This is a genomic window from Anoxybacillus suryakundensis (genome assembly GCF_001418025.1).
Lineage (GTDB): Bacteria > Bacillota > Bacilli > Bacillales > Anoxybacillaceae > Anoxybacillus > Anoxybacillus tengchongensis.
The window spans coordinates 33,098-53,852 of the sequence record NZ_LIOK01000010.1 but is presented as its reverse complement, the minus strand read 5'-3'; the positions used below and the strand labels follow the sequence as shown (position 1 = coordinate 53,852).

General features: G+C 40.5%; 19 protein-coding genes and 1 pseudogene. 13 read left to right on the top strand and 7 right to left on the bottom strand.

Annotation, left to right across the window (positions count from 1 at the left end; translation table 11 throughout):
- Positions 1-649 precede the first annotated feature (649 nt).
- Positions 650-6,558 (top strand): annotated as a pseudogene (locus ASC42_RS08930) (DNRLRE domain-containing protein); the annotation flags it as partial.
- A gap of 389 nt (positions 6,559-6,947) precedes the next feature.
- Positions 6,948-7,298 carry a transposase gene (locus tag ASC42_RS08925; RefSeq protein ID WP_006324125.1) on the top strand — a complete coding sequence of 117 codons (351 nt, stop codon included), beginning with the start codon at positions 6,948-6,950 and terminating at the stop codon, positions 7,296-7,298.
- Between the two features lie 181 nt (positions 7,299-7,479).
- Here ASC42_RS08925 and ASC42_RS14245 read toward each other — a convergent pair whose 3' ends face one another.
- From ASC42_RS14245 to ASC42_RS14235, 3 genes are read right to left on the bottom strand one after another with little or no spacing between them, the layout of a single operon-like run.
- Entirely contained in the window at positions 7,480-8,115 is a 636-nt protein-coding gene (locus tag ASC42_RS14245; protein ID WP_342413235.1) for an IS630 family transposase, read from the bottom strand.
- A complete protein-coding gene (locus ASC42_RS14400) occupies positions 8,001-8,258 on the bottom strand; it encodes a helix-turn-helix domain-containing protein (protein WP_342413234.1) in 258 nt (85 codons plus the stop codon). Before ASC42_RS14400 ends, ASC42_RS14245 begins: the two co-directional genes overlap by 115 nt.
- The gene (locus ASC42_RS14235) at positions 8,177-8,554 is read right to left on the bottom strand and encodes a helix-turn-helix domain-containing protein (RefSeq protein ID WP_235607733.1); all 378 of its coding nucleotides are present in this window, start codon (positions 8,552-8,554) and stop codon (positions 8,177-8,179) included. Before ASC42_RS14235 ends, ASC42_RS14400 begins: the two co-directional genes overlap by 82 nt.
- A gap of 156 nt (positions 8,555-8,710) precedes the next feature.
- Here ASC42_RS14235 and ASC42_RS08910 point away from each other — a divergent pair, with 156 nt between their 5' ends.
- From ASC42_RS08910 to ASC42_RS08895, 4 genes are all read left to right on the top strand, one after another.
- On the top strand, positions 8,711-9,388 hold the full coding sequence (locus ASC42_RS08910) for an N-acetylmuramoyl-L-alanine amidase (protein WP_055441460.1): 678 nt from the start codon (positions 8,711-8,713) through the stop codon (positions 9,386-9,388).
- A gap of 160 nt (positions 9,389-9,548) precedes the next feature.
- Entirely contained in the window at positions 9,549-10,901 is a 1,353-nt protein-coding gene (locus ASC42_RS08905; protein ID WP_055441459.1) for a hypothetical protein, read from the top strand.
- A gap of 267 nt (positions 10,902-11,168) precedes the next feature.
- A complete protein-coding gene (locus ASC42_RS14065; RefSeq protein ID WP_167338107.1) occupies positions 11,169-11,339 on the top strand; it encodes a hypothetical protein in 171 nt (56 codons plus the stop codon).
- 72 nt (positions 11,340-11,411) lie between these two features.
- Positions 11,412-11,660 (top strand): helix-turn-helix domain-containing protein, encoded by a 249-nt coding sequence (locus ASC42_RS08895; protein ID WP_055441457.1) that lies wholly within the window; start codon positions 11,412-11,414, stop codon positions 11,658-11,660.
- 72 nt (positions 11,661-11,732) lie between these two features.
- On the opposite strand, the gene ASC42_RS08890 is transcribed toward ASC42_RS08895, so the two are convergent.
- The 3 genes from ASC42_RS08890 to ASC42_RS08885 are packed head-to-tail and all read right to left on the bottom strand — an operon-like array spanning position 11,733 to position 13,207.
- Positions 11,733-12,422: a hypothetical protein gene (locus ASC42_RS08890; RefSeq protein WP_055441456.1), complete on the bottom strand. Its 690-nt coding sequence runs from the start codon at positions 12,420-12,422 to the stop codon at positions 11,733-11,735.
- Positions 12,415-12,585, bottom strand: a complete 171-nt coding sequence (locus ASC42_RS13930) for a hypothetical protein (protein ID WP_156332293.1) — start codon at positions 12,583-12,585, stop codon at positions 12,415-12,417. Before ASC42_RS13930 ends, ASC42_RS08890 begins: the two co-directional genes overlap by 8 nt.
- A 25-nt stretch (positions 12,586-12,610) precedes the next feature.
- Positions 12,611-13,207, bottom strand: a complete 597-nt coding sequence (locus ASC42_RS08885; protein ID WP_055441455.1) for a hypothetical protein — start codon at positions 13,205-13,207, stop codon at positions 12,611-12,613.
- A 437-nt stretch (positions 13,208-13,644) separates the two neighbouring features.
- Here ASC42_RS08885 and ASC42_RS08880 point away from each other — a divergent pair, with 437 nt between their 5' ends.
- The 7 genes from ASC42_RS08880 (at position 13,645) to ASC42_RS13725 (ending at position 19,693) form a co-directional block, all read left to right on the top strand.
- A complete protein-coding gene (locus ASC42_RS08880) occupies positions 13,645-14,493 on the top strand; it encodes a DUF72 domain-containing protein (RefSeq protein ID WP_055441454.1) in 849 nt (282 codons plus the stop codon).
- A 12-nt stretch (positions 14,494-14,505) separates the two neighbouring features.
- Positions 14,506-15,324, top strand: coding sequence for a sulfite exporter TauE/SafE family protein (locus tag ASC42_RS08875; protein WP_055441453.1), 819 nt, complete (start codon positions 14,506-14,508; stop codon positions 15,322-15,324).
- A 22-nt stretch (positions 15,325-15,346) separates the two neighbouring features.
- Positions 15,347-16,738, top strand: a complete 1,392-nt coding sequence (locus tag ASC42_RS08870; protein ID WP_055441490.1) for a bifunctional metallophosphatase/5'-nucleotidase — start codon at positions 15,347-15,349, stop codon at positions 16,736-16,738.
- A 53-nt stretch (positions 16,739-16,791) separates the two neighbouring features.
- Positions 16,792-17,094: a YunC family protein gene (locus tag ASC42_RS08865; RefSeq protein WP_055441452.1), complete on the top strand. Its 303-nt coding sequence runs from the start codon at positions 16,792-16,794 to the stop codon at positions 17,092-17,094.
- Between the two features lie 51 nt (positions 17,095-17,145).
- On the top strand, positions 17,146-17,892 hold the full coding sequence (yunB, locus tag ASC42_RS08860; protein WP_055441451.1) for a sporulation protein YunB: 747 nt from the start codon (positions 17,146-17,148) through the stop codon (positions 17,890-17,892).
- Between the two features lie 185 nt (positions 17,893-18,077).
- The gene (locus tag ASC42_RS08855) at positions 18,078-19,589 is read left to right on the top strand and encodes a sodium-dependent transporter (RefSeq protein WP_055441450.1); all 1,512 of its coding nucleotides are present in this window, start codon (positions 18,078-18,080) and stop codon (positions 19,587-19,589) included.
- Positions 19,589-19,693 (top strand): methionine/alanine import family NSS transporter small subunit, encoded by a 105-nt coding sequence (locus ASC42_RS13725; protein WP_072242705.1) that lies wholly within the window; start codon positions 19,589-19,591, stop codon positions 19,691-19,693. Before ASC42_RS08855 ends, ASC42_RS13725 begins: the two co-directional genes overlap by 1 nt.
- 20 nt (positions 19,694-19,713) lie before the next feature.
- Here ASC42_RS13725 and ASC42_RS08850 read toward each other — a convergent pair whose 3' ends face one another.
- Positions 19,714-20,685, bottom strand: coding sequence for a M23 family metallopeptidase (locus ASC42_RS08850; protein ID WP_055441449.1), 972 nt, complete (start codon positions 20,683-20,685; stop codon positions 19,714-19,716).
- Positions 20,686-20,755 lie beyond the last annotated feature (70 nt).

The window sequence follows — 20,755 nt, the reverse complement described above, 5'->3', positions numbered from 1 at the left end:
GGGATTGGCGGAGTTCGTCTATTCTAAATCTGACAATGCGATGAAACAATCACCTCTTAAAGTACCAGAAGCGCCCAGTATCAACTTGAAGCCGGGAGAGCTTATAGGGGAACGAACAGAGAATACGAAAGTGTATTACAATGGTGATGGTACGTTTACCAGAAAAATTTTCTTTGAACCGATTCATATTAAGAAAAAGAACGAAAAACAATTTGAGGAAGTTTCCACTTTCTTCATCGACCATCCCAATCATGTTCAAGCAGAGAATACGATTTTGGAACCTCGTTTTTACAAGAAAATGGTGGATGGAGAATATGCAAAATTTCTGTATAATGAATATTCCATTTCTTATTCTATTTTAGAAGCATCAGGGAATGGACTGAAGCCGATTCAAGCGAAAGATGTTCCCGCTATTTATAAGAAAAAAGACAATAAGATTGTGCATAAAAATATTTTTCCAAATATAGACTTGCAAAATATCGTATTTAACGAATCAACGAAAGAAGATTTAGTTCTTCACTCTTTTACGGGCTATCACATTTTCAAATTTCGTTTGAAAACCGATTTGCATGCCAATATTCAAGACGATGGATCGATTTTATTTACAAACAAAGAAAATGAAAAAGTATTTGAACTCCCTAAACCATTTATGGTCGATTCGAATATCGACGAACACTCGGGAGAAGCACAGCGCTCGGAAAATGTAACATACGAACTTCAACAGGATGATCAAGGGTATATTTTAACGGTTAAAGCTGATCCGCAGTGGTTGAAAGATCCGAAGCGCGTCTATCCGGTTTATATTGACCCTAGCACTTCTGTTGCTATTGCTACCGATGCATTTGTCATGAGCGCCTACCCGACGACTAACTATGGTTCTGCATCAAGTAAATGGGATTCGGCGCAAGGACAATATGTGTTAAAAGTCGGTTATTATGATGGAACGACAGGGACTTGTTACGGATTTTTAAATCCTGATACATCAAATATCGAAAATATGAATGTGACGAGTGCCACATTCAACGTGTATGTGACACACTCATACTATGCAACAACAGCAACCGGCTTATGGTTAGATGCGGTCAATGGTTCATGGTCTGCGAGCACCTTAACATGGAATAATAAACCCTCTTCCACGAACATTGGTAAAGTCGATGTGGCAAGAGACCAATGGGCGCAATTTGATGTGACGAACACCGTCAAAGCGTGGGCATCAGGGACCAAACCAAACTATGGATTGAAACTCCATACGAATGGAAATGGACAAACGTATTGGAAAAAAGTTGTTTCCAATACGAACAGCAGTTATAAACCATATTTGTCTGTTACGTATACGATACCAGTTCCCGATACGCCAACAGGAACGGCCTTCAGTAATGGGGATGGCACAGGATATATCAATTTATCATGGGATCGGGTTCCTGGCGCTGTGGGTTATAAAGTTTGGATTTATAACGGGAAATCATATGAAGCGTTTGATGTAGGCAATGTTACTTCCTGGAGTACAAAAGGGAAAAAATTTGGCCGACCCCTTCTGAAATTAGTGCTGGAAGATACGATCTGCATCAAGATCAGTTAGGGACGGAGTTGGCTGTCGATCCTTCCCCAGTCTATCGAAATTCAGGCGGAAGTTATCCAAACAGCAAGAACTACTGGTTCCGAGTCAGTGCGATTTTTCCTCAAGGCGAAAGCGCCATGTCAGGCGCGTATATGCCGACCATTCCGAATTTGGCAAAACCATCTGCTCCGATGGGGGTAAGTTATACAAACGGAAACGGAACAGGATATATCGATTTCAAATGGAATCCTGTGAGTGGAGCGACGGGGTATAAAATTTGGATTTTTAACGGTTCCTACTATGAATCGTTAGATGTCGGGAACGTCACTTCTTGGACAACGAAAAACAAAAAGTATTGGCCAACCTCTACGGAAATTCAAGCAGGTAGATATAAGTTGCATTTAAATGACGGTCTCGGCACAGAATTAGCTGTTGACCCGTCTCCAGTCTATGCTAATGCGGGAACGAAATATGCAACGGCTACCAACTACTGGATTCGAGTAAGCGCCTATAACTCTCAAGGGGAAACCGTCTTTTCGGATGCGTATATGCCTCGTATTCCGGATTTGCGAGTGCCGCCAGCGCCTTCCGGATTTGCTTACAGCAATCAATCGGGGAGCAACTCGGGTTATGTCATGTTAGACTGGGATAAGATTCCTGGAGCGACAGGGTATAAAGTGTGGATTTTCAATGGACTTTACTATGAAGCATTTGATGTAGGAGACGTGGACCATTGGACGACGCAAAACAAAGGAATTTGGCCAACGCCGGAGGAAATCCAACAAGGGGATTCCAGCACCTTAACGCTGCATCATGATGGACAAGGATTGGAACTTCCGAAAGATCCTTCCCCAATGTATGCGAAAATGGGGACCAAATACGCGACAAGCCCCCATTACTACTTCCGACTCAGCGCCTACAATGCGGATGGGGAAACGGTATTTTCCAGCAATGCCTTGACGGTGAACATTCCGGGGGCGAATGAATATTTAGGAAAAGAGGAGTACTGGTCCATCATTGATGTTCCGTATGGCAGCGTGAATGCCGCTACGGGTAATCTCATGATAGATGAACAAGATGTTTCGATTTCAGGTAGGGGGCTAGGACTTGGTCTATCCAGAACCTACAATAGCTTGTCTCCATGGACCGGTTTATTCGGAAAAGGCTGGCACAGCGATGCGGAAATGAATATCGTCGCGCAAGGAAATGAAGCGCGATTGACGGATGAAGACGGGACGCTTCACATATTTATGAAACGAGCCGACGGAACATACCAAGCGCCAACCGGTGTTTATTTGGAGCTAAGCGAGACCGCCACTGAGTGGATCGTGAAATCGAAAGATCAAACGAAAATGTATTTTAATAAAAGCGATGGCAAGTTAACCAAAATGGTCGACGGTCATGGAAACGCAACGACGTACGGTTATTCGAATGGAAAGCTTACGTCGATTACGGACGCATCGGGAAGAAAATTAGACATTCAGTATCGTCCAGACGGAAAGATCGAAAAAATCATAGGCCCGATGAATCGGACGGTGACATATGGCTACACGAATGATTTGTTAACGACGGTGACTCAGGCGGGCGGAGAAGTGACAAGATATGAATACAATGAGATTGATCGTCTAGTCAAAGTATTCGAGCCGACACATACGGAGGATCAGCCAGTTGTCAATCAGTTCGTGTACGACGGCGACAGGCTTAGTCAAGTACGTGATTCCGAAGGCCATGTATACACATTGACCTATGATCCAACGGAACGGCGATTGCTCATACAAAAGCCGAATGGCCGCAAAACTCAATATACTTTCAACGAGGCTGGTAACCCGATTGAGGTTGTGGATGACGTAGGCGGCTTAAATATTACAACGAAATATGTGTATGAAGGCAACAATTTAAAGGAATCATACGATCCGAATGATGTTGGGGCCACTACACCGACGGAATCATATACGTACGATGCGAATGGAAATGTGTTAACAGCGAAGGATAGCTATGGGACCGAAATCTACCAGTATAATCCAAATAACGATGTCATCTCCATGACAGATACAGAAGGCGACAAGACAACGGTTGCGTATGATGGCTTAAATCCAGTATCCGAAACCGATCAATCGGGAAAAACGTCTTCTGTAGCGAAGTACGATTCCTATGGAAATGTGATTGAAGAAAGTGACGCATTGGGCAGTGCGACCAATTTACTCTCTAATCACGGCTTTGAACAGGGAACGACCGCTTGGACTGTGCTTCGTTCGTATGATTCCGGGCAGTTACAGGAAGATACGAATGTTTATAATGGGTTGACGGGACGAAAAACGTTAAAAATCACAGTGAATTCGACGTCGCCTAGTGCAGAAGCCGGTTATGTGGCCGCTACGCAAGAAATTGCGGTAAAACCGAATGCGACATACACATTAAGTGGAAAAATCAAAACAAATTTAACGAAAGCCAGTGCGTTCTTTAATGTTGAATTTTTAGATAGCCAAAATCGTCGAATTTCTTGGACGGACAATCGTTATAGTCAATTGGTAGGCACAAGACCTTGGACAGAGCGGCAAGTGACGTTTACCACTCCTTCGAATGCAGCCAAAATTCGCGTCTATTTAGAGGTCGATCATAAGTCTCCAGATGCTTCCGGAGAAGCCTGGTTTGATAATGTTCAATTGGAAGAAGCGCAGGTTTCTTCCAGCTACAACCCAGTTGTAAATAGTAGTTTTGAAGGAACCACCACGAATTGGAGTGGAACAGGAGGAAGCGTAGATAATACGGAGTGGTTCGACGGGGCTTACTCTCTCAAAATATCGAGAACTAGCACCACACAATCAGCTAGTGAATATAAGCAGACGGTGATCGTAGGGCAAACTTCAAGTGATACGCCGCTTCGTCTGACACTCACAGGTCTTTCCAAAGCGCAGGATGTCAAAGCCAACGGTACCGTGAGTGCAAGCGATTATTCCATTACGGCTAAAGTATACTTTGTGGATGGAACGACCCAAACGTATACCGCTGATTTTCCGATCGGCACGCAAGATTGGAATCGTGCGGCTATTTCGATCCATCCGTCGAAGCCGATTGACAAGGTGGACGTATCCGCTATGTTCCGTGGAAACTACACAGGAACGGTCTGGTTTGACGCCATTCGCTTGATGGAAGGCAACGTTGTAACGAAAAACAAGTATGACGCAAGCGGAAATTATGTCACGGAAAAAGTGGATGAAGAAGGCTATGTGGCGAAAAAGAATTATGATGCCGTAGGAAACCTGTTAAGCGAGTACGATAAGAAAGGAAACAAGAAAGAGTACACGTATGATTTATCGGATCGCTTAAAACAGCTGTTGTTAGCGAACGGTACTTCCGTCAACTACGATTATGACGCGAATGGCAATATGACTTCCAAAGTCATTCAAACGAGTGGCGGTCAGTCACAAGAATTTCGTTATTCTTATGATAAGATGGGAAAACTTATTAAAACCGTCGGTCCGCTGAATGATGTGACCACCAATGAATATGATGCGAACGGCAATAAAATGAAAACCGTCTTGCCGAAAGGAAATACAATTCAATGGACGTATGACGGAACGGAAAGGGTCAAAACGATTTCTTACAACAACGTTCCGTATTACGAATTTAGTTACGACAAAAACGGAAACGAACTTTCTGTACAATATTTAAAAGACGGTACGACCAAGACAAGAAAATTTGATTCCGCGAATCGTGTCATTGAACAATCCGACCGCGGAGGATTACAAAAGTGGACCTATCCGATGACATCGGATAAATTACAACAGTTTATGTTCTCCCATGGATCGTTTAGCCAAACAGTCACATACCAATACAATGCCTTGGATCAAAATACAGTCGTCCAAGATGGAACGTATACGTACCGCTTTGACTATGACGAGAGAGGAAACGTTCGCACCTTCACGACAGGAAACGGAGCGGGAGCCACCTTCACGTATGATGACCGCGGCTTGGTGAAAAGTCTGTCAGTGGGGACGGCAGATGGAACCGAGTTATTGGCGGAAACGTACCGTTATGACGAAAACGGCAATCGGACAGAAATCGCCATCCCGACCGGCGCGAAGACGCTCTATCGTTATGACGCCTTAGATCAACTAGTGGAAGAGCAATGGCCGGATGGAACGACGATCGAGTACACGTACGATGGATTCGGGAACCGGACGAAAATCGTGAAAACGAAAGAGGGATCATCCACGACGACGACGGCCGATTATAATGCGGCGAATCAGTTGGTTCGTTTCGGCGATGAAACGATCACGTACGATGCGAACGGCAATCGGACCGAAGATGGTGAGTACCAATATGAATGGAACGAAGCCGACCAGCTTGTCTCCATCACAAGAAAAGGCGAAAGCACGCCGTTTGTGACGTACCAATATGATGAAGACGGTCGCCGTATTCAAAAGAATGTGAATGGTGTTATTACGAACTACCATTACCAAGGTGACAGCCTAAACGTTCTGTATGAAACCGATGCAAGCGGAAATGTGGTAAGATCGTATATATACGGAGAAAACGGTCAGCTATTGGCGATGAAAAAGGGCGGGGCGACGTACTTCTACCACTACAACGCGCATGGCGATGTCATCGCGTTAACCGATGCGCAAGGAAACGTAGTGGCTCGTTACGAGTACGACACATGGGGCCAAATTCGTTCCCAAACGGGCGTCCTAGCAGACGAAAACCCATATCGCTACGCCGGATACCAATACGATGAAGAGACGGGATTGTACTACCTCATGGCCCGTTATTACCACCCAACGCACGGAGTGTTTTTATCGCTCGACCCAGACCCAGGCGATGCGGATGACATCTTGACGCAGAACGGGTATACGTACGCGAACAACAACCCGGTGATGCTGGTCGATCCGGATGGGCATTTTGTGTGGATGGCGATCAATGCGGGATTCGCGGCGTATGATGGGTATAAGGCATACAAGTCAGGGAAAGGATGGAAAGGCGTCGCGGCTGCGGCAGCTATTGGTTTTGTTGGTGGAGGAAAATTTAAACTTGTTAAAAATACAGGTAAATTTAGTAAGTATGGTGTAGGATTATATAAAGAAATAAAAGGTGTACCGGGGTTAGATGCACATCATGTTGGACAAAAAGCAATTATGAAAAAATTCATTCGAAATTATGATCCAAATAATGCACCAGCAATATTAGTACCAAAAGCTGGACATACAAGAAAAGGTCCTAGGGGAATAGTTTCGAGAAGTTCAAAAGGAATTGAGAGTGCAAGACAATTATTAGCAAGAGATATAATGGAGTTAAGAAGAGTATATCCAGACATTCCTAATTCTCAACTTCGAAAATTAATTGAATTAAATAAACAATTGTATCCAGAGATGAGAAGGAGATGAGATATATGAATAAAGAAGAGTTTGTTAAACTTTTACATCAGTCAATTATAAAAGAAAATCGTAATTTTTATCGAGATATATTCAATAATACTGATATTAATGAAGTTACAGACCCCTATTGGAAAGAAGCATTGATGTTTTATTCAGAACTATCAGATAAAAATAAAGAAATATTATTTAAAATAATCGAACAAGTAGAAGTGGATGCTGTATCTAATATTTTAGGGGTGTTAGATGGGGTAGTATCAATAGGAGAAGAGGATATTGAGTTTAAAGTGACAATTAACGATAATAATGAACCAATTAATGGAGATTTACAAGACCTATTTTTGGAGTATGATGAAGAGAATAGGTAACAAGTTTAGAGATATGATTTTGTATTTGCTAAAATACCATTTATAACTTTCTTTTAAAGTAATTTGTGAATTTGAGATACAATGTATCAGTGGAACAAAAAGAAGGCTTCTAATAAATTATATTACCTTGATTGGCTTTATGCCTTTCAAGGTTTTTATTTTAAAACTATATAGATTCAGATTAATTTTCCGACATAACTATCTGTCCAATGCGTTGGAGCACTTTTTCTGGAAATTGAGTGAGATGCTCCAAGAACGAAACAATCGATTCCCGCAACTCTTTTCGATTGGCATGAAACCGATTGGCAATCACGCTCTCTTTCAGCCATCCCCAAATCCGTTCGACCAAATTTAAATTCGGTGAATACGGGGGTAAGAATATCAAAGTCAACCGTTCTTCGTGCTCATGTAGAAAAGGCTGAAGAATTTTGGCGCGATGAATTTTTGCGTTATCCAAGACCATCACGACATGTTTATCCGGATACTGGTCCAAGAAGGTGTATTGGAGAAATTGCAGAAAAGCCTGTGCATTGCATTGATTGGTTTCCATACGGTGAAATTCTCCCGTTTCGATATTCACACCGCCTAATAAGCTAACGGTTGCGTGATGTCCATACGTAGGGATTTGTTTTTGACGTCCTTTAACACTCCATGTGGCCCGTAGGGTTTGGTAATCTCGAATATGTCTTTCATCTTCATAGATTATGACCATGTTGTCGGACAAGTTTTTTTTATGAGTTCCATCTCCTGTTGAAACTCTTTTTGTTTTTGTGGATTGGCCTGTTTGAGGGTATACGTAGGGCGTGTATAGCGAAATCCCCATCGATGAAGCATATCACCAATACCGCCACGGGACATGGTGACAGAAAATTTCTCTTCTAACACATGTTGAATAATCCGAGTATTCCAGCCCGTTTCAATGCCGTATCCTTCATCGGCAGGAGTGCTTTCTTCCAGCATTTTTTTAATTCCCGTTCTTCTTCTGGAGATAGATACGGCTTTCTGCCCGAGGCGTATCGACGTTCTAATAACGCATCCATCCCACCTTGATTAAACTTTTGCACGTAAATCGAAACGGTCTCACGGTGGAGATTCAAGAGCTCAGCGACTTGGATCCCCAAATAGCCTTGCATAATCAGACGAATGACTGCAATTCGTTTTGCCATGTTCGCCTTTTTCATTTTGCGTTCCTGTTCTTGAAGACGTTCGATAGTCCAACCATGATCGTTTGTAATTTGTAATCCTTTTTTCCTCATTCTTCTTCCGCTCCTTTGATTTACTCATTTAGGAGCAGTATAGACAAGGATGCAGGTTGATTAAACATGTTGGAATTTCAAACTGGATTTATATAGTATACATCGTGAAAGCTTTTAAAGAGTAAAGGAACATTTCTAGAGGGAGGGTAAGAAACGATGAAGATCGTACTTGACGCAGGGCATGGTGGTACTGATCCAGGAGCCGTTGCAAATGGTCTAAAAGAAAAGGATTTGACTCTTGCAATTGTAAAGCATATTCATCGTATGTTAACCGAATATGAGGGAGTAGAAGTATTTCTTACACGTGTTGATGACCGTTTTCTTGAACTGGAAGAGCGCGCGGCCATCGCTAATAAATTGAATGCTGACTATTTTGTGAGCGTGCATATCAACTCTGGCGGTGGAACCGGTTTTGAATCTTTTATATTCAACAATCCAGACGCGAAGACAATTGCGTATCAAAACGTGATTCACAGCGAAATTATGCGTGCAATAGGCAACGTCAAAGATAGAGGAAAGAAACGAGCAAACTATGCGGTACTTCGTAAAACAAAAATGCCGGCCATTTTGACAGAGAATCTATTCATTGACAACCCAAACGACGCAGCAAAATTGAAATCAGAACAGTTTCTTCTCCAGATTGCATATGGTCATGTCGAAGGTATCGCCAAAGCATTCGGATTGAAGAAAAAAGCAGAACCTCAACCAAAAGAAAAAACAACGCAGGAAAAGAAATTATACCGTGTTCAAGTCGGGGCTTTTTCCGACAGAAAAAACGCCGAACGGCTCGTAGAAGAGCTGAAAAAGAAAGGATATTCGGCTGTGATTGTCTGATTTCCCCTGCCGTTTGGCAGGGATTCAGCTTGTTGACTTCGTCGTAAATTTTATATTATTTGTAATTTTAAAAAAAAACAGAATAAATATATTGAATTATCTTTGATATAAATGTTATCATAGGTTATGGGATCCATATTACACAATAAATTCTAGGGGGTTGGTTGGATGGGTAGGAAAAAAAACTCTTTTACTAATCACTATTCTACTTATTGGTATTGTATGGAGCCCTTATTCCCTCAATGTAAAAGGTGCTAATGCTAGCACTGCTGGCACTAAAGCAGAAGAAAGGAAGTTGGATTTCTATTCTACGGAAGACATAACTCCAGTAATAAAAAGTATGAAGAATGACAATAAGGACGACTCAATTATCAAAGAAAAGCAATTTCTAAACGAGGGAAAAATTAAGGTAGAGTGGAAACAGGCAAATAAAGAAAATAAGGTTACTAATCAAGAATCTACGGATATTGCTTATAGTGTTAATGAAGTAAAAAAGAGTCCCGAATTGCAAAAAGCCCTACATGATGCTCTTATTGACGGCAAAAAAGTCTATCTTTATGGCGGGTTAACTTTTGATGAATACCGACAATTGCTCAATATAGACGAAATAACTATTGACGCTTCCAAAGAAAATAGTAAACCAATGAAAGTACATTTTGGAAATGAGAAGCAAAAAGGCCCGAAAAAAGAAAATCCTCATAGTTTAGCATGGAAAGATGAAGATGTCCATGACATCATTGGTTATACCATTAAAGATGTTCCTCAAAAGTTATTTGTATCTGACATTAATGTGTCAAGCAAAAATGGAACATTACCACCAACAACAAAACATTATATTCAAGAGATTTTAAATAGTTTAGTTATCACTGTAGAAAGCACAGCAGAAGAAGAACCGGGAATTACGTCCTTTAACTTTTTAAGAAAAAATGCTGCCAAAGCAGACTCTAAAATAGTAAAAAGTAACGGTACTTTTTCAGCCAGTGCATATTATAATAGTTTATTATTAGGAAGAATATATACGGACTGGTATTTAAAGCAAAGCTATGATGAATCGGACGGTACGTATGATTACTTTACCGTAGAAGATTATACGCAAATTCAGGGATATAACGGGGGATATCCATACTACCTTAAAGTAGACCACGATATTCCTTATGATAGTGACCATATTTATGACTGGGATCCTGATGATGATAGTGACAATCCTTATAACATTAGCATTGGATTCCCTTGGTCAATATCCTTTTCTTTCGACCTAGGTGGAGAGCCTACTGTAGATGAAATAGGTAGTTTAAATTACGATTATGGACGTTGGGAAATTAAAAACGGTATTGGAGGTTCTTTAGAAAACGGAGACATCTTTAAACCTACAACTTCTTGGAAATCATCTGGAACATATGCTTCCATGGATATTAGACATTGGTGTAACTTCACGGAAGTTTCAGGAAACATGACAGCCCAAGCCTATCATAAATTAGATGTTGACTATGACTACACTACTCCTGTTCAATAATCCTTATGAGAAAAGTGTGATATTTATGAAAAATCAAGACAAAAGTTTAATATTAGTATTAGCTCTAGTAGCAATAGGTATCTTTTATTTAGGTTTTCAGCTATACCAAATTAATGATACACTAAAGGAATTAGTAGGTGTAATAAATAATAAGTGATTAAGGAGAGTTGAAAAACAGAAGGTGTACTATTTGTCAACAGTCTGAATCCCTGCCATTTGGCAGGGATTTTTTGTTTTTGTGGAATGAAATATTGAGGAGGCGATTCCATGTTTGAGATTGTCGGTCGGTTGAGATGCCCCGTGTATGCAGAGGTGGTCCATCCGGACGATAAGGCTTTCCTCGACATCATCAATACCGTCATCCACCAGAGATGTTACTACAAATCTCCGCAGCGCAAGCTCCCAATCAAAGATGAAGGTCCATTCCAGAGTTACTAGTGGCTCTTGCGTTATGGGGATGGACGCTAGTCGATCGATTGATTAACTATATCCGCAAATGAGGTGCTTAATATGCAATATCATTTTACATCAAGAAAAGAACTCGAGGACTTCATTAAAAACGAAGTCCTCACGACTTCTGAGGTAGTTGAAATTCTTGGTGTTACACGTCAGAGAGTTAGTCAGATGATTTCTGCTGGTAAGTTAAATCCGATAAAAAAACTACGTGGCGATAGTTTGTTTTTACGCCAGGATATCGAAGAAAGGAAAAAAGAACTTGAGGCATTGCGTAAGAAATACCGACCGTATGATGCGGAATAGCTTCTTAGCTCAGCTTTGATTCGGGTTGGGCAGAAAATTTTGGTGAAGCAGTCCCCCTCAAATGAGAGGGGATTACTTTGCGTTTTCTCGATCAAGTTCTTCTCTAAATTCTTTATGTAAAATTGACCTAGTTAGATCAAGATAAGGATTTGGTGATTGATTCATGTTGTAATTACTCACCAATTCCTTACTTGCGCCAAAAATGTTTAACGAAGGATAGCGTAAATATCCCCCATCTTGTGTTAGTATATTGTTTACTCCTGATATATTTGCTATGGCAACATGTCTAGCATCATATTGATTGCCTCCATATCTTAAGTACAATTCAGTGGTTAAAGTTTCTACACACTGAGGAGCTGCTATGTCCACATCTGTTTTCATTCCGAATTGCTCTAGGTATTCAATGATTCTGTAGACTTTATTCATGGTAATTTCAGCAGCTTTTCTAGACTCTTCATCCGAGACGATGTTTTCTGCTATTTTCCAAGTTTTGTTTCCCTTTATATTTTTCTTTTTAGCAATTTTGGAATACGTATCAACATGAACAAATTGTATTATTTCGTTAACAGTATGCTGTGACCATGTGATCATCCCATCCCTATTGATAAGTTCGTGAATGTATTGTTCAGTTAATGAGCCGTGCTCTCTTTGCATAAATATGTCGATTATAGCACAAGTATCAATGTATATGATATCTGGGAAAAGAAACCTGTTGTTCCAGTTTTCTTTACGGATATCAAAAGAAATGGAGGTTCTATTCATGATTCCCACCTCCGACCAAGTTCTTATACCATTCGAAAGTTTCTTGCTCAAACTTTATATCCAATTCTTTGAAATGGATGAGTTTACGTTTTTGTTTGTCTTGCTGTTTTTTTTGAATTTTGAATCCTTCTTTTAGTAATTTTCTTTTTTCTAGAGGATTCATGTTGAATCCACTCCTTATTAATGTGTTAGAGAAATATTTTTGATGCAACGCTTTTTACTTTTTCGTTAAGGAAAGAGAGTATATCATCAATAAAAACATGTACTTCATTAGAATGTATATGTTCAGTCGACAAAAGGTTGAGAAGGTAAAAAATTTTTTGTGCATCTTTAATATAAGGTTCTATGTGTACGTCTCCATGATACTTATTTTCATTTCTTACCATAAAACGATATCCGATGCCGTAAGCACTTAGCATATCTGAACATTCTCCAAAATAGCCTTTAGATTTTTCTAAAGTGTTTTGATTCACAGAGTCAATCGCTTCGATTGTTACAGCCATAGTTGAGTTTGGGGATAGTTCAAGAATTTCATTTGCTTTAATCAAAATTTCAGCAATATTATCCCCATTTATATTACTCAAATCTCCTTGCGTAGCAAAAACAATTCGATCATTTGATATAATTAATGCAGATGCTGCTTTTTTTAGGATGAGGGTTTCTCCGTTTGGTCTAATTATCTCTGGAAACATATCATAAAAATTTTTCTTTAATGCATTTAATCGTGATTCGGAAAGATCCCCAACTTGTTTAACTAACGAAAAATTCGAATTGATTACATACATGTATTATTCCTCCTTTTTTCAGTAACTATACTATAATCTATGGCTAATTATGATAAATCAACAAAGTAATGAACCAAAAACAAGTAAATTTTACTACAACTTTTCGACAGAAAGAAACAAAATTCCTTTGCGATATGCTTAAAATTTTGTTACAGTCCCATAGCTTATTTTGGTTAAACAAAAGGCGGATCGCTCCGCCTTGTTGCACCCACAAAACACCCACAAATTTATTGTGGTTTATGATTTTGTTTGATTAAGAAAAATCGAAAAACCTTGATAAATCAACGTTTGTAAGGTATTATTTTCTCATGCAACAAGCAAAAATAATCAAGTTTGAAATGGAAGGTAGTATTGGTTAATCAACAGCTGATGATCTGCGTGCGGCAGATCATCGGCTTTTTTTGTATGTTATGGTAAGATAAATGTAGGTGATGCATATGATTTATGTCGGATTAACGGGATGGGGCGACCATGACAGTTTATATCCGTCGCGGCTTGCGTCAAAAGATAAGTTACAAGCGTATGCCGCTCATTTTCCAACCGTTGAGGTCGATGCGTATTTTTATGCGATTCAGCCACGCCAGAACGTTGAAAAATGGACGATGGAAACACCGGAATGTTTTCAATTTATCGTTAAAGCGTATCAAGGAATGACGGGTCATCAACGTGGTGATATTCCGTATGCAAATAAAGATGAGATGTTTACAGCATTTTTACAATCCATTGAGCCGTTTCAGCAAGCAAATAAGCTTGCGATGGTGTTGTTTCAATTTCCACCGTGGTTTGACTGTCAAAAAAAGCATGTCCATTATTTACGTTGGTGTCGGGAACGAATGGGGGATGTCCCCGTTGCACTTGAATTTCGTCATCAATCGTGGTTTTCGCCCCCGTTTTACGAAAAGACGTTGCGCTTTATGGAAGAAGAGCGCTGGATCCATAGCATTTGCGATGAACCGCAAGCGGGGGAAGGATCGGTACCGACTGTTTTGCATCCAACAGATCCAAATAAAACGCTCATTCGTCTACACGGACGCAACGTAGCTGGTTGGAATAAACGAGATGATGAAAATTGGCGTGCCGTTCGTTATTTATATCGATATAACGAGCAAGAGTTACAAGAGTGGGTACAGCATATTCGCATGTTACAAACGAAATGTGAACACATTTACGTCTTATTTAACAATAACTCGGGTGGAGATGCCGCTGATAATGCAAAACAGTTTTTGCAGTTGTTAGGTATTGAGTATACGAACTTAGCGCCACGACAATTAGATTTGTTTTCATAATGGGGGATGAAAATGGAATACATACTTCTTTTAGTGGTCGGTTTTTTAGCAGGAACGATCGGCAGTCTTGTCGGTTTAGGGGGAGGGATCATTATCGTTCCCGCGCTTCTTTTTTTAAGCACCGCACATGTATTGCCAGCCATTTCACCACAAATGGCGGTTGGTACATCGCTTGTCGTCATTATTTTTAATGGATTGTCGTCGACTTTAACATATATGAAGCATAAAATGGTGGACTATAAAAGCGGCTTGTTTTTTTTCATCGGTAGTGGACCAGGGGCAATGCTTGGTGCATGGGTAAATCAACATGTGCATATGCAACATTTTTCGCTTTATTTCGGATTATTTTTAATTGCTGTTTCGTTTTTACTTATGTTTCAATCTCGGTTATCTCCGTCTAGAAAACGCACATTTCCTGTTGTACGGACATACATTACGAATGAAGGGGAGGAAGTGACGTACGGGTATCATCCGTTCATCGCTACGCTCATTGCGTTTATTGTTGGCTTTGTCGGCGGGTTTTTTGGCATTGGTGGCGGTTCGCTCATGGTGCCTGCGATGATTTTATTATTTTTGTTTCCTCCCCACGTAGCCGTTGCGACATCGATGTTTATCGTCTTTTTGTCATCCATTGTTAGCTCACTAACTCATGTGTTTATAGGAAATGTTGCATGGACGTTTGCATTTGCGCTCATTCCGGGCGTATGGGTCGGTGCAAAATGTGGCGCATGGCTTAATCGGAGACTAAAAGGAAAAACAGTTGTGACGCTATTGCGAATTGTGCTTATTTTACTCGGTGTTCGTTTAATGATGCAAGGGCTTGGATTGTAAAAAGAAAGGTGTGTTGCAGACGTTGAGGGAGACAATACATATTTATCATACAAACGATGTGCATAGCCATTTTGAACGATGGCCGAAAATTGTTCGTTATTTACAAAACGAGAGAAAAAGGCATAAGAAAAATCGCGAGCATATGGTGTTACTTGATATCGGTGACTTTATTGATCGGTTTCATCCGCTGACAGAGGCGTCAGACGGAAAGGCAAACGTCATTCTTTTAAACGATGCCGCATACGATGCGGTCACAATCGGAAATAATGAAGGGATTACACTTAGTCACGAACAACTTAATACGTTATATGCACATGCCAAGTTCCCTGTTATTGTCGCAAACGTTTTTGATGAAAATGGAGATCGTCCGCACTGGATGAAGCCGTACGTCATTATGACGTTTGGGCACGTTCGCGTTGCGTTTATTGGGGTGACGGTGCCGTTTCAGACGTTTTATGAGCTACTTGGATGGCGCGTAGTCGATCCGTTTGATACGGTTGCTCAACTTATTGAAGAGCTTTCGGAAAAAGTGGATGCGATCGTTTTATTATCTCACTTAGGAGTAAACGATGACGAAAAAATGGCGGAAACATTTCCACAATTAGCGGCGATTTTAGGTGGTCATACGCATCATGTATTTGAACACGGAAAACGAGTGAATGAAACGTTGCTTTGTGGAGCTGGAAAATTTGGACATTATGTTGGGTGCTTAACATTGACGATCGATAAAAACGGTCGAAAAGTTGATACACATGCATATGTACAACATATGGATGCATTTGAATATGCATGCGAGGAAACGAAGCAAAAGTTAAATGATATGATTCGGCAAGCAACTCATGCGCTGGCAAAACCGATTGTATATTTGCCTGAGTCGCTGACGATCGATTGGTTTTCACCGTCACCATTTGCTTCCCTTCTTGCTCAAGCGTTAAACGAATGGTGTGAAGGCGATGTGGCGATGGTGAATGCAGGTGTACTACTGTCTTCGCTCCCGAAAGGTATTGTGACAACAGGAGATATTCACCGCATTTGTCCACATCCGATTAATCCGTGCAAAGTATATTTGCGTGGAAGTGAATTAAAAGAAGTCATTTTGCAAGCAGAAACGGAACAAATGAAACAGTTACGGATGAAAGGATTCGGATTTCGTGGTGAAGTGATGGGACAAATGGTGTATGATCGTATCACTGTTGAAAAAGAGCAAATGATTGATGGTCAAGCACATGTGCGTCGCATTTTCATTAATCATCAACCAATTGAAGAGCAAAAAACGTATGCGGTAGCGACGATTGATATGTTTACGTTTGGTCACTTATATCCCGAAATATATCGCGCGAAAAAGAAATATTATATGCCAGAAATGTTGCGTGATGTGCTTGCTTGGAAGTTAAAAAACATGTATCAACAATAGGCACCCTTCGTTCCTTTATTCATACATTGAATAAAGGAAAGGAGCGTGAATATATGATTGAGGTAAAACCGTTATGGATTAGCGGAGAACCTTTTACAGCTATTTCTGTTCAATTGCCTAAAACAACGCTATTAGCTGTTGCCAATGATAAAGGGTATATTATGTGTGGAGCGTTAGATGTGGCGCTGTTAAATGAAAAATTGCGTAATCGTGGCATTATCGCAGGAAGAGCGGTAGGGGTGCGAACAATTGACCAGCTGTTAGAAGCACCGCTTGAGTCTGTTACATTCGCTGCTGAACAATTAGGTATTTCGCGTGGAATGAAAGGAAAAGACGCTTTGCTTCTTATGAAATAAAATAATAATCCCCTGCTTGATCGCATACATATAGCGTGAGAGGGGGGATTTTTGTTGTACCAACAACTACGTAAACGAAGAAAACCGCTACCCGTCCGCTATATTTTTTTAATTACGTTTGTTTTTTTTATCATTTCGACTGTCGGAAGCCTTTGGTTTATTAATAGAGGAATCGAGCCGACACTTATGGCAATCGCCGAAAAAGAAACGCGCCGTTTAGCGAACTTGGTCATTAATAATGCGATTAGTCAACAAATTGCGGAAGATGATTTTAATGTTGAAAATTTCATTAAAATTGAAAAAGATGGACAAGGGAAAATTTCTGCCATCGATTTTAATGCGACTGTCGTGAATCGCGTATTAGCAAAAACGACAAATCGTGTACAAAGAAATTTAAAAGCCGCTTCAGAAGGAAAATTATCGGCGCTTGAGTTTCCTGACGTTCAAGTTGAAAAAGAAAAGGAAAAAGGAATTATTTATTACATTCCTCTCGGACAAGCAACGAATAACGTATTGCTAGGAAATTTAGGACCGCGTATACCGGTTCGTTTTTATGTCATTGGCGATGTTCATTCGGATGTAAATAAAAATATTCGTCCGTTCGGAATAAATAATGCTTTAATAGAAATAGCAATTCATATCGAAGTAAATGTGCAAATTATTATTCCATTCGCAACAAAAACTGCAACGATTCAAAACGATATTCCTGTGGCGATTCAAATTATTCAAGGGGAAGTTCCGCAATTTTATAACCAAGGTGGGGAGGGGAATACATCGATCGAGCTGCCTGTTGAATAATAAAAAATTCTGAAAATTTTATTTTTTAAAATATTATTTTGACAAAAGGCTTGTCCGTTGATATACTTAAAACTAAAATGAAAAAAAAGTCTGAAAAATTAAAATAATCGAATAAGGGGGTGCTTGCATTTTTTCTACGTTTCCATATTACAAAGATTGAAACTGACTAAGGAGGGTATTATACTATGGAAAATCGTCAACAATGGGGCACGCGTGCTGGTTTTATTTTAGCCGCAGCTGGCTCGGCAATTGGATTGGGAAACATTTGGAGATTTCCGGCTGTCGCATATGAAAATGGGGGAGGGGCGTTTTTCTTTCCGTATTTATTCGCTTTATTAACAGCAGGGATTCCAATTCTTATATTGGAATTTACGCTCGGACATAAGTATCGTGGTTCAGCGCCATTAACGTTCGCTCGTCTAAGCAAAGGAACGGAATGGATTGGTTGGTGGCAAGTACTCATTTCATTCGTTATTTCGACGTATTACTCCGTCGTTATTGCTTGGGCGATGTCTTACACGTATTTCGCTTTTACATCGAAGTGGGGAGAAGATACAGGAGGCTTCTTATTCGGTGAGTATTTGAAACTAGCGGAAACACCGGGGACGTTCGGCAGTTTAGTCCCAGCTGTCCTTATTCCACTTCTTCTTGTTTGGATTATTAACTTGGCGGTTTTATATAAAGGAGTTCGTAAAGGAATTGAAGTAGCAAATAAAATTTTCTTACCAACACTCGTTGTTCTTTTCTTCATCATCGTCATTCGTGCAGTGACGTTAGATGGAGCGGTTGAAGGATTAAATGCCTTTTTTAAACCAAATTGGGATCAAATTATGAACGGAAAAGTATGGCTTGCTGCATATAGCCAAATTTTCTTTAGCTTATCGATTGCGTTCGCTATTATGATTACTTATTCGAGTTATTTACCAAAAAAATCGGATATTACAAATAACGCATTTATTACAGGTTTTGCAAACTCTGGGTTCGAACTATTAGCTGGTATTGGCGTATTTAGCGTCCTCGGCTTTTTAGCACAACAACAAGGTGTAGAAGTAAGCGAAGTCGTTAAGGGTGGCGTTGGATTAGCGTTCGTTGTCTTCCCGCAAATCATTAATCAGTTTCCTGCGTTTAATGAGCTTTTCGGCGTGTTATTTTTCCTTTCATTAACGTTAGCAGGACTTACATCGCTTATTTCTATTTCAGAGACGTACGTTTCAGCAGTTCAAGAAAAATTCGGTATATCACGCACAAAAGCGGTTCTTGGCGGTGGTGGAGTCGCTGCGCTCATCGCGCTCGTATTTGCTTCGAACGGTGGATTATATTTCTTAGATGTCGTCGACTACTTCATCAACAACTTTGGCGTTGCGCTTGTTGGTTTAGTTGAGGTAGTTACAATCGCTTGGGTATTAAAAGAACTGAACGCGCTTCAAACGCATGCAAACAGCGTATCAGATATTATGGTTGGCGCGTGGTGGAAAGTTTCGCTCTCTGTCGTTACACCAATCGTATTAGGTTATATGATGTTTGATAGCATTAAAACGAACTTGAAAGAAAATTATGGTGGATACGATACACTATTTGTTGTGAAGTATGGATGGATGATTGCGGCGCTCGTTATCGTTCTCGGTTTTGTTCTTTCAGTAAAACGTTGGAAAGACGGCGTACTTTCTGTTCCAACGGATAAGGAGGTTTCGAGCTGATGGAAACAAGTGCACTCATTATGATGATTGTTGGTATGATTATTATTTGGGGAGGCTTTGCAGCGAGCGTTGCTCATGCGGTAAAGAAAAATCGTCAACCGTAAAAAAGATGGGGCGAGAAGCCTCATCTTTTTTTCGTGCGTTCTTGTCGTTCCCATTGTTTTAAGTAAGGATATGGATCAAACGACCATTCTGTATAGCCGTTATCTTTGTACATGCCGTAATGAAGGTGCGGTGGAAATTTGCCTGATGTTCCAGGCGGCCCGTATCCAGAGCTGCCAACGGATCCAATTAACATACCAGGCTCCACAATTGTTCCTTCTTCTAAACCGTTAGCAAATCCGTTTAAGTGTGCAAAGTAATGATACGTGTTGTTTATATCTCGAATACCGATACGCCATCCTCCATATTTGTTCCATCCTTTTAATTCAACGATCCCGTAACATGTTGAGCGAACCGGTGTACCATAATGGGCAAAAATGTCTGTTCCTTCATGAATACGTCGTCCGCCCCAGCCGCGTGCATCTCCCCATGTACTACGGTAACTATATTCAAATCGTCGCGGAATCGGGAAGGCATATTGATCAAGTTGTATTGTTCCGAAATGTTTATATAGCTTCACTTTCCCTAAAATAATATCGACGGTTTTGCTTCGTTCGTAGTAATCCCATAGCGCCATTTTAATATGTGTATGATCTGTGCCATATGACCGTAAAAAGCGAGCGAATGCAAATAATACGTCTTCATCGTTTGTTCGGTCTGCGATGCCGTCGCCGTTTCCGTCTATACCGATGCCGCCGAATTGGCTAATGGTAAACGGATTTTGATCTTCCTGATTTTTATTGAGTGGTCCCGCCCATCGCTCAGGAGGAATGTAGATGCCAATCACTCCTATTTGTTTTGGCAAATCGCGACGCGCTTGGCGAATGCTCCGTTCATATTGATCAACAGCTGCAAAATAGTACCATGGAATGAGCGAAATTCCCTCTGCCTTTTTATATAGTTCCATTCGTTGATCATACAAGTCATTTGGTGCAGCAGCGAATGATTGTAGCGGAATGAAAAGAAGAAGGATGATGCACCATAATGTTTTCACGCACTTTTTCTCCTTTCACCGATGTTCATATCATTAGTTTGGGGTAATCAGCTGTTTTCATAAATAAAAA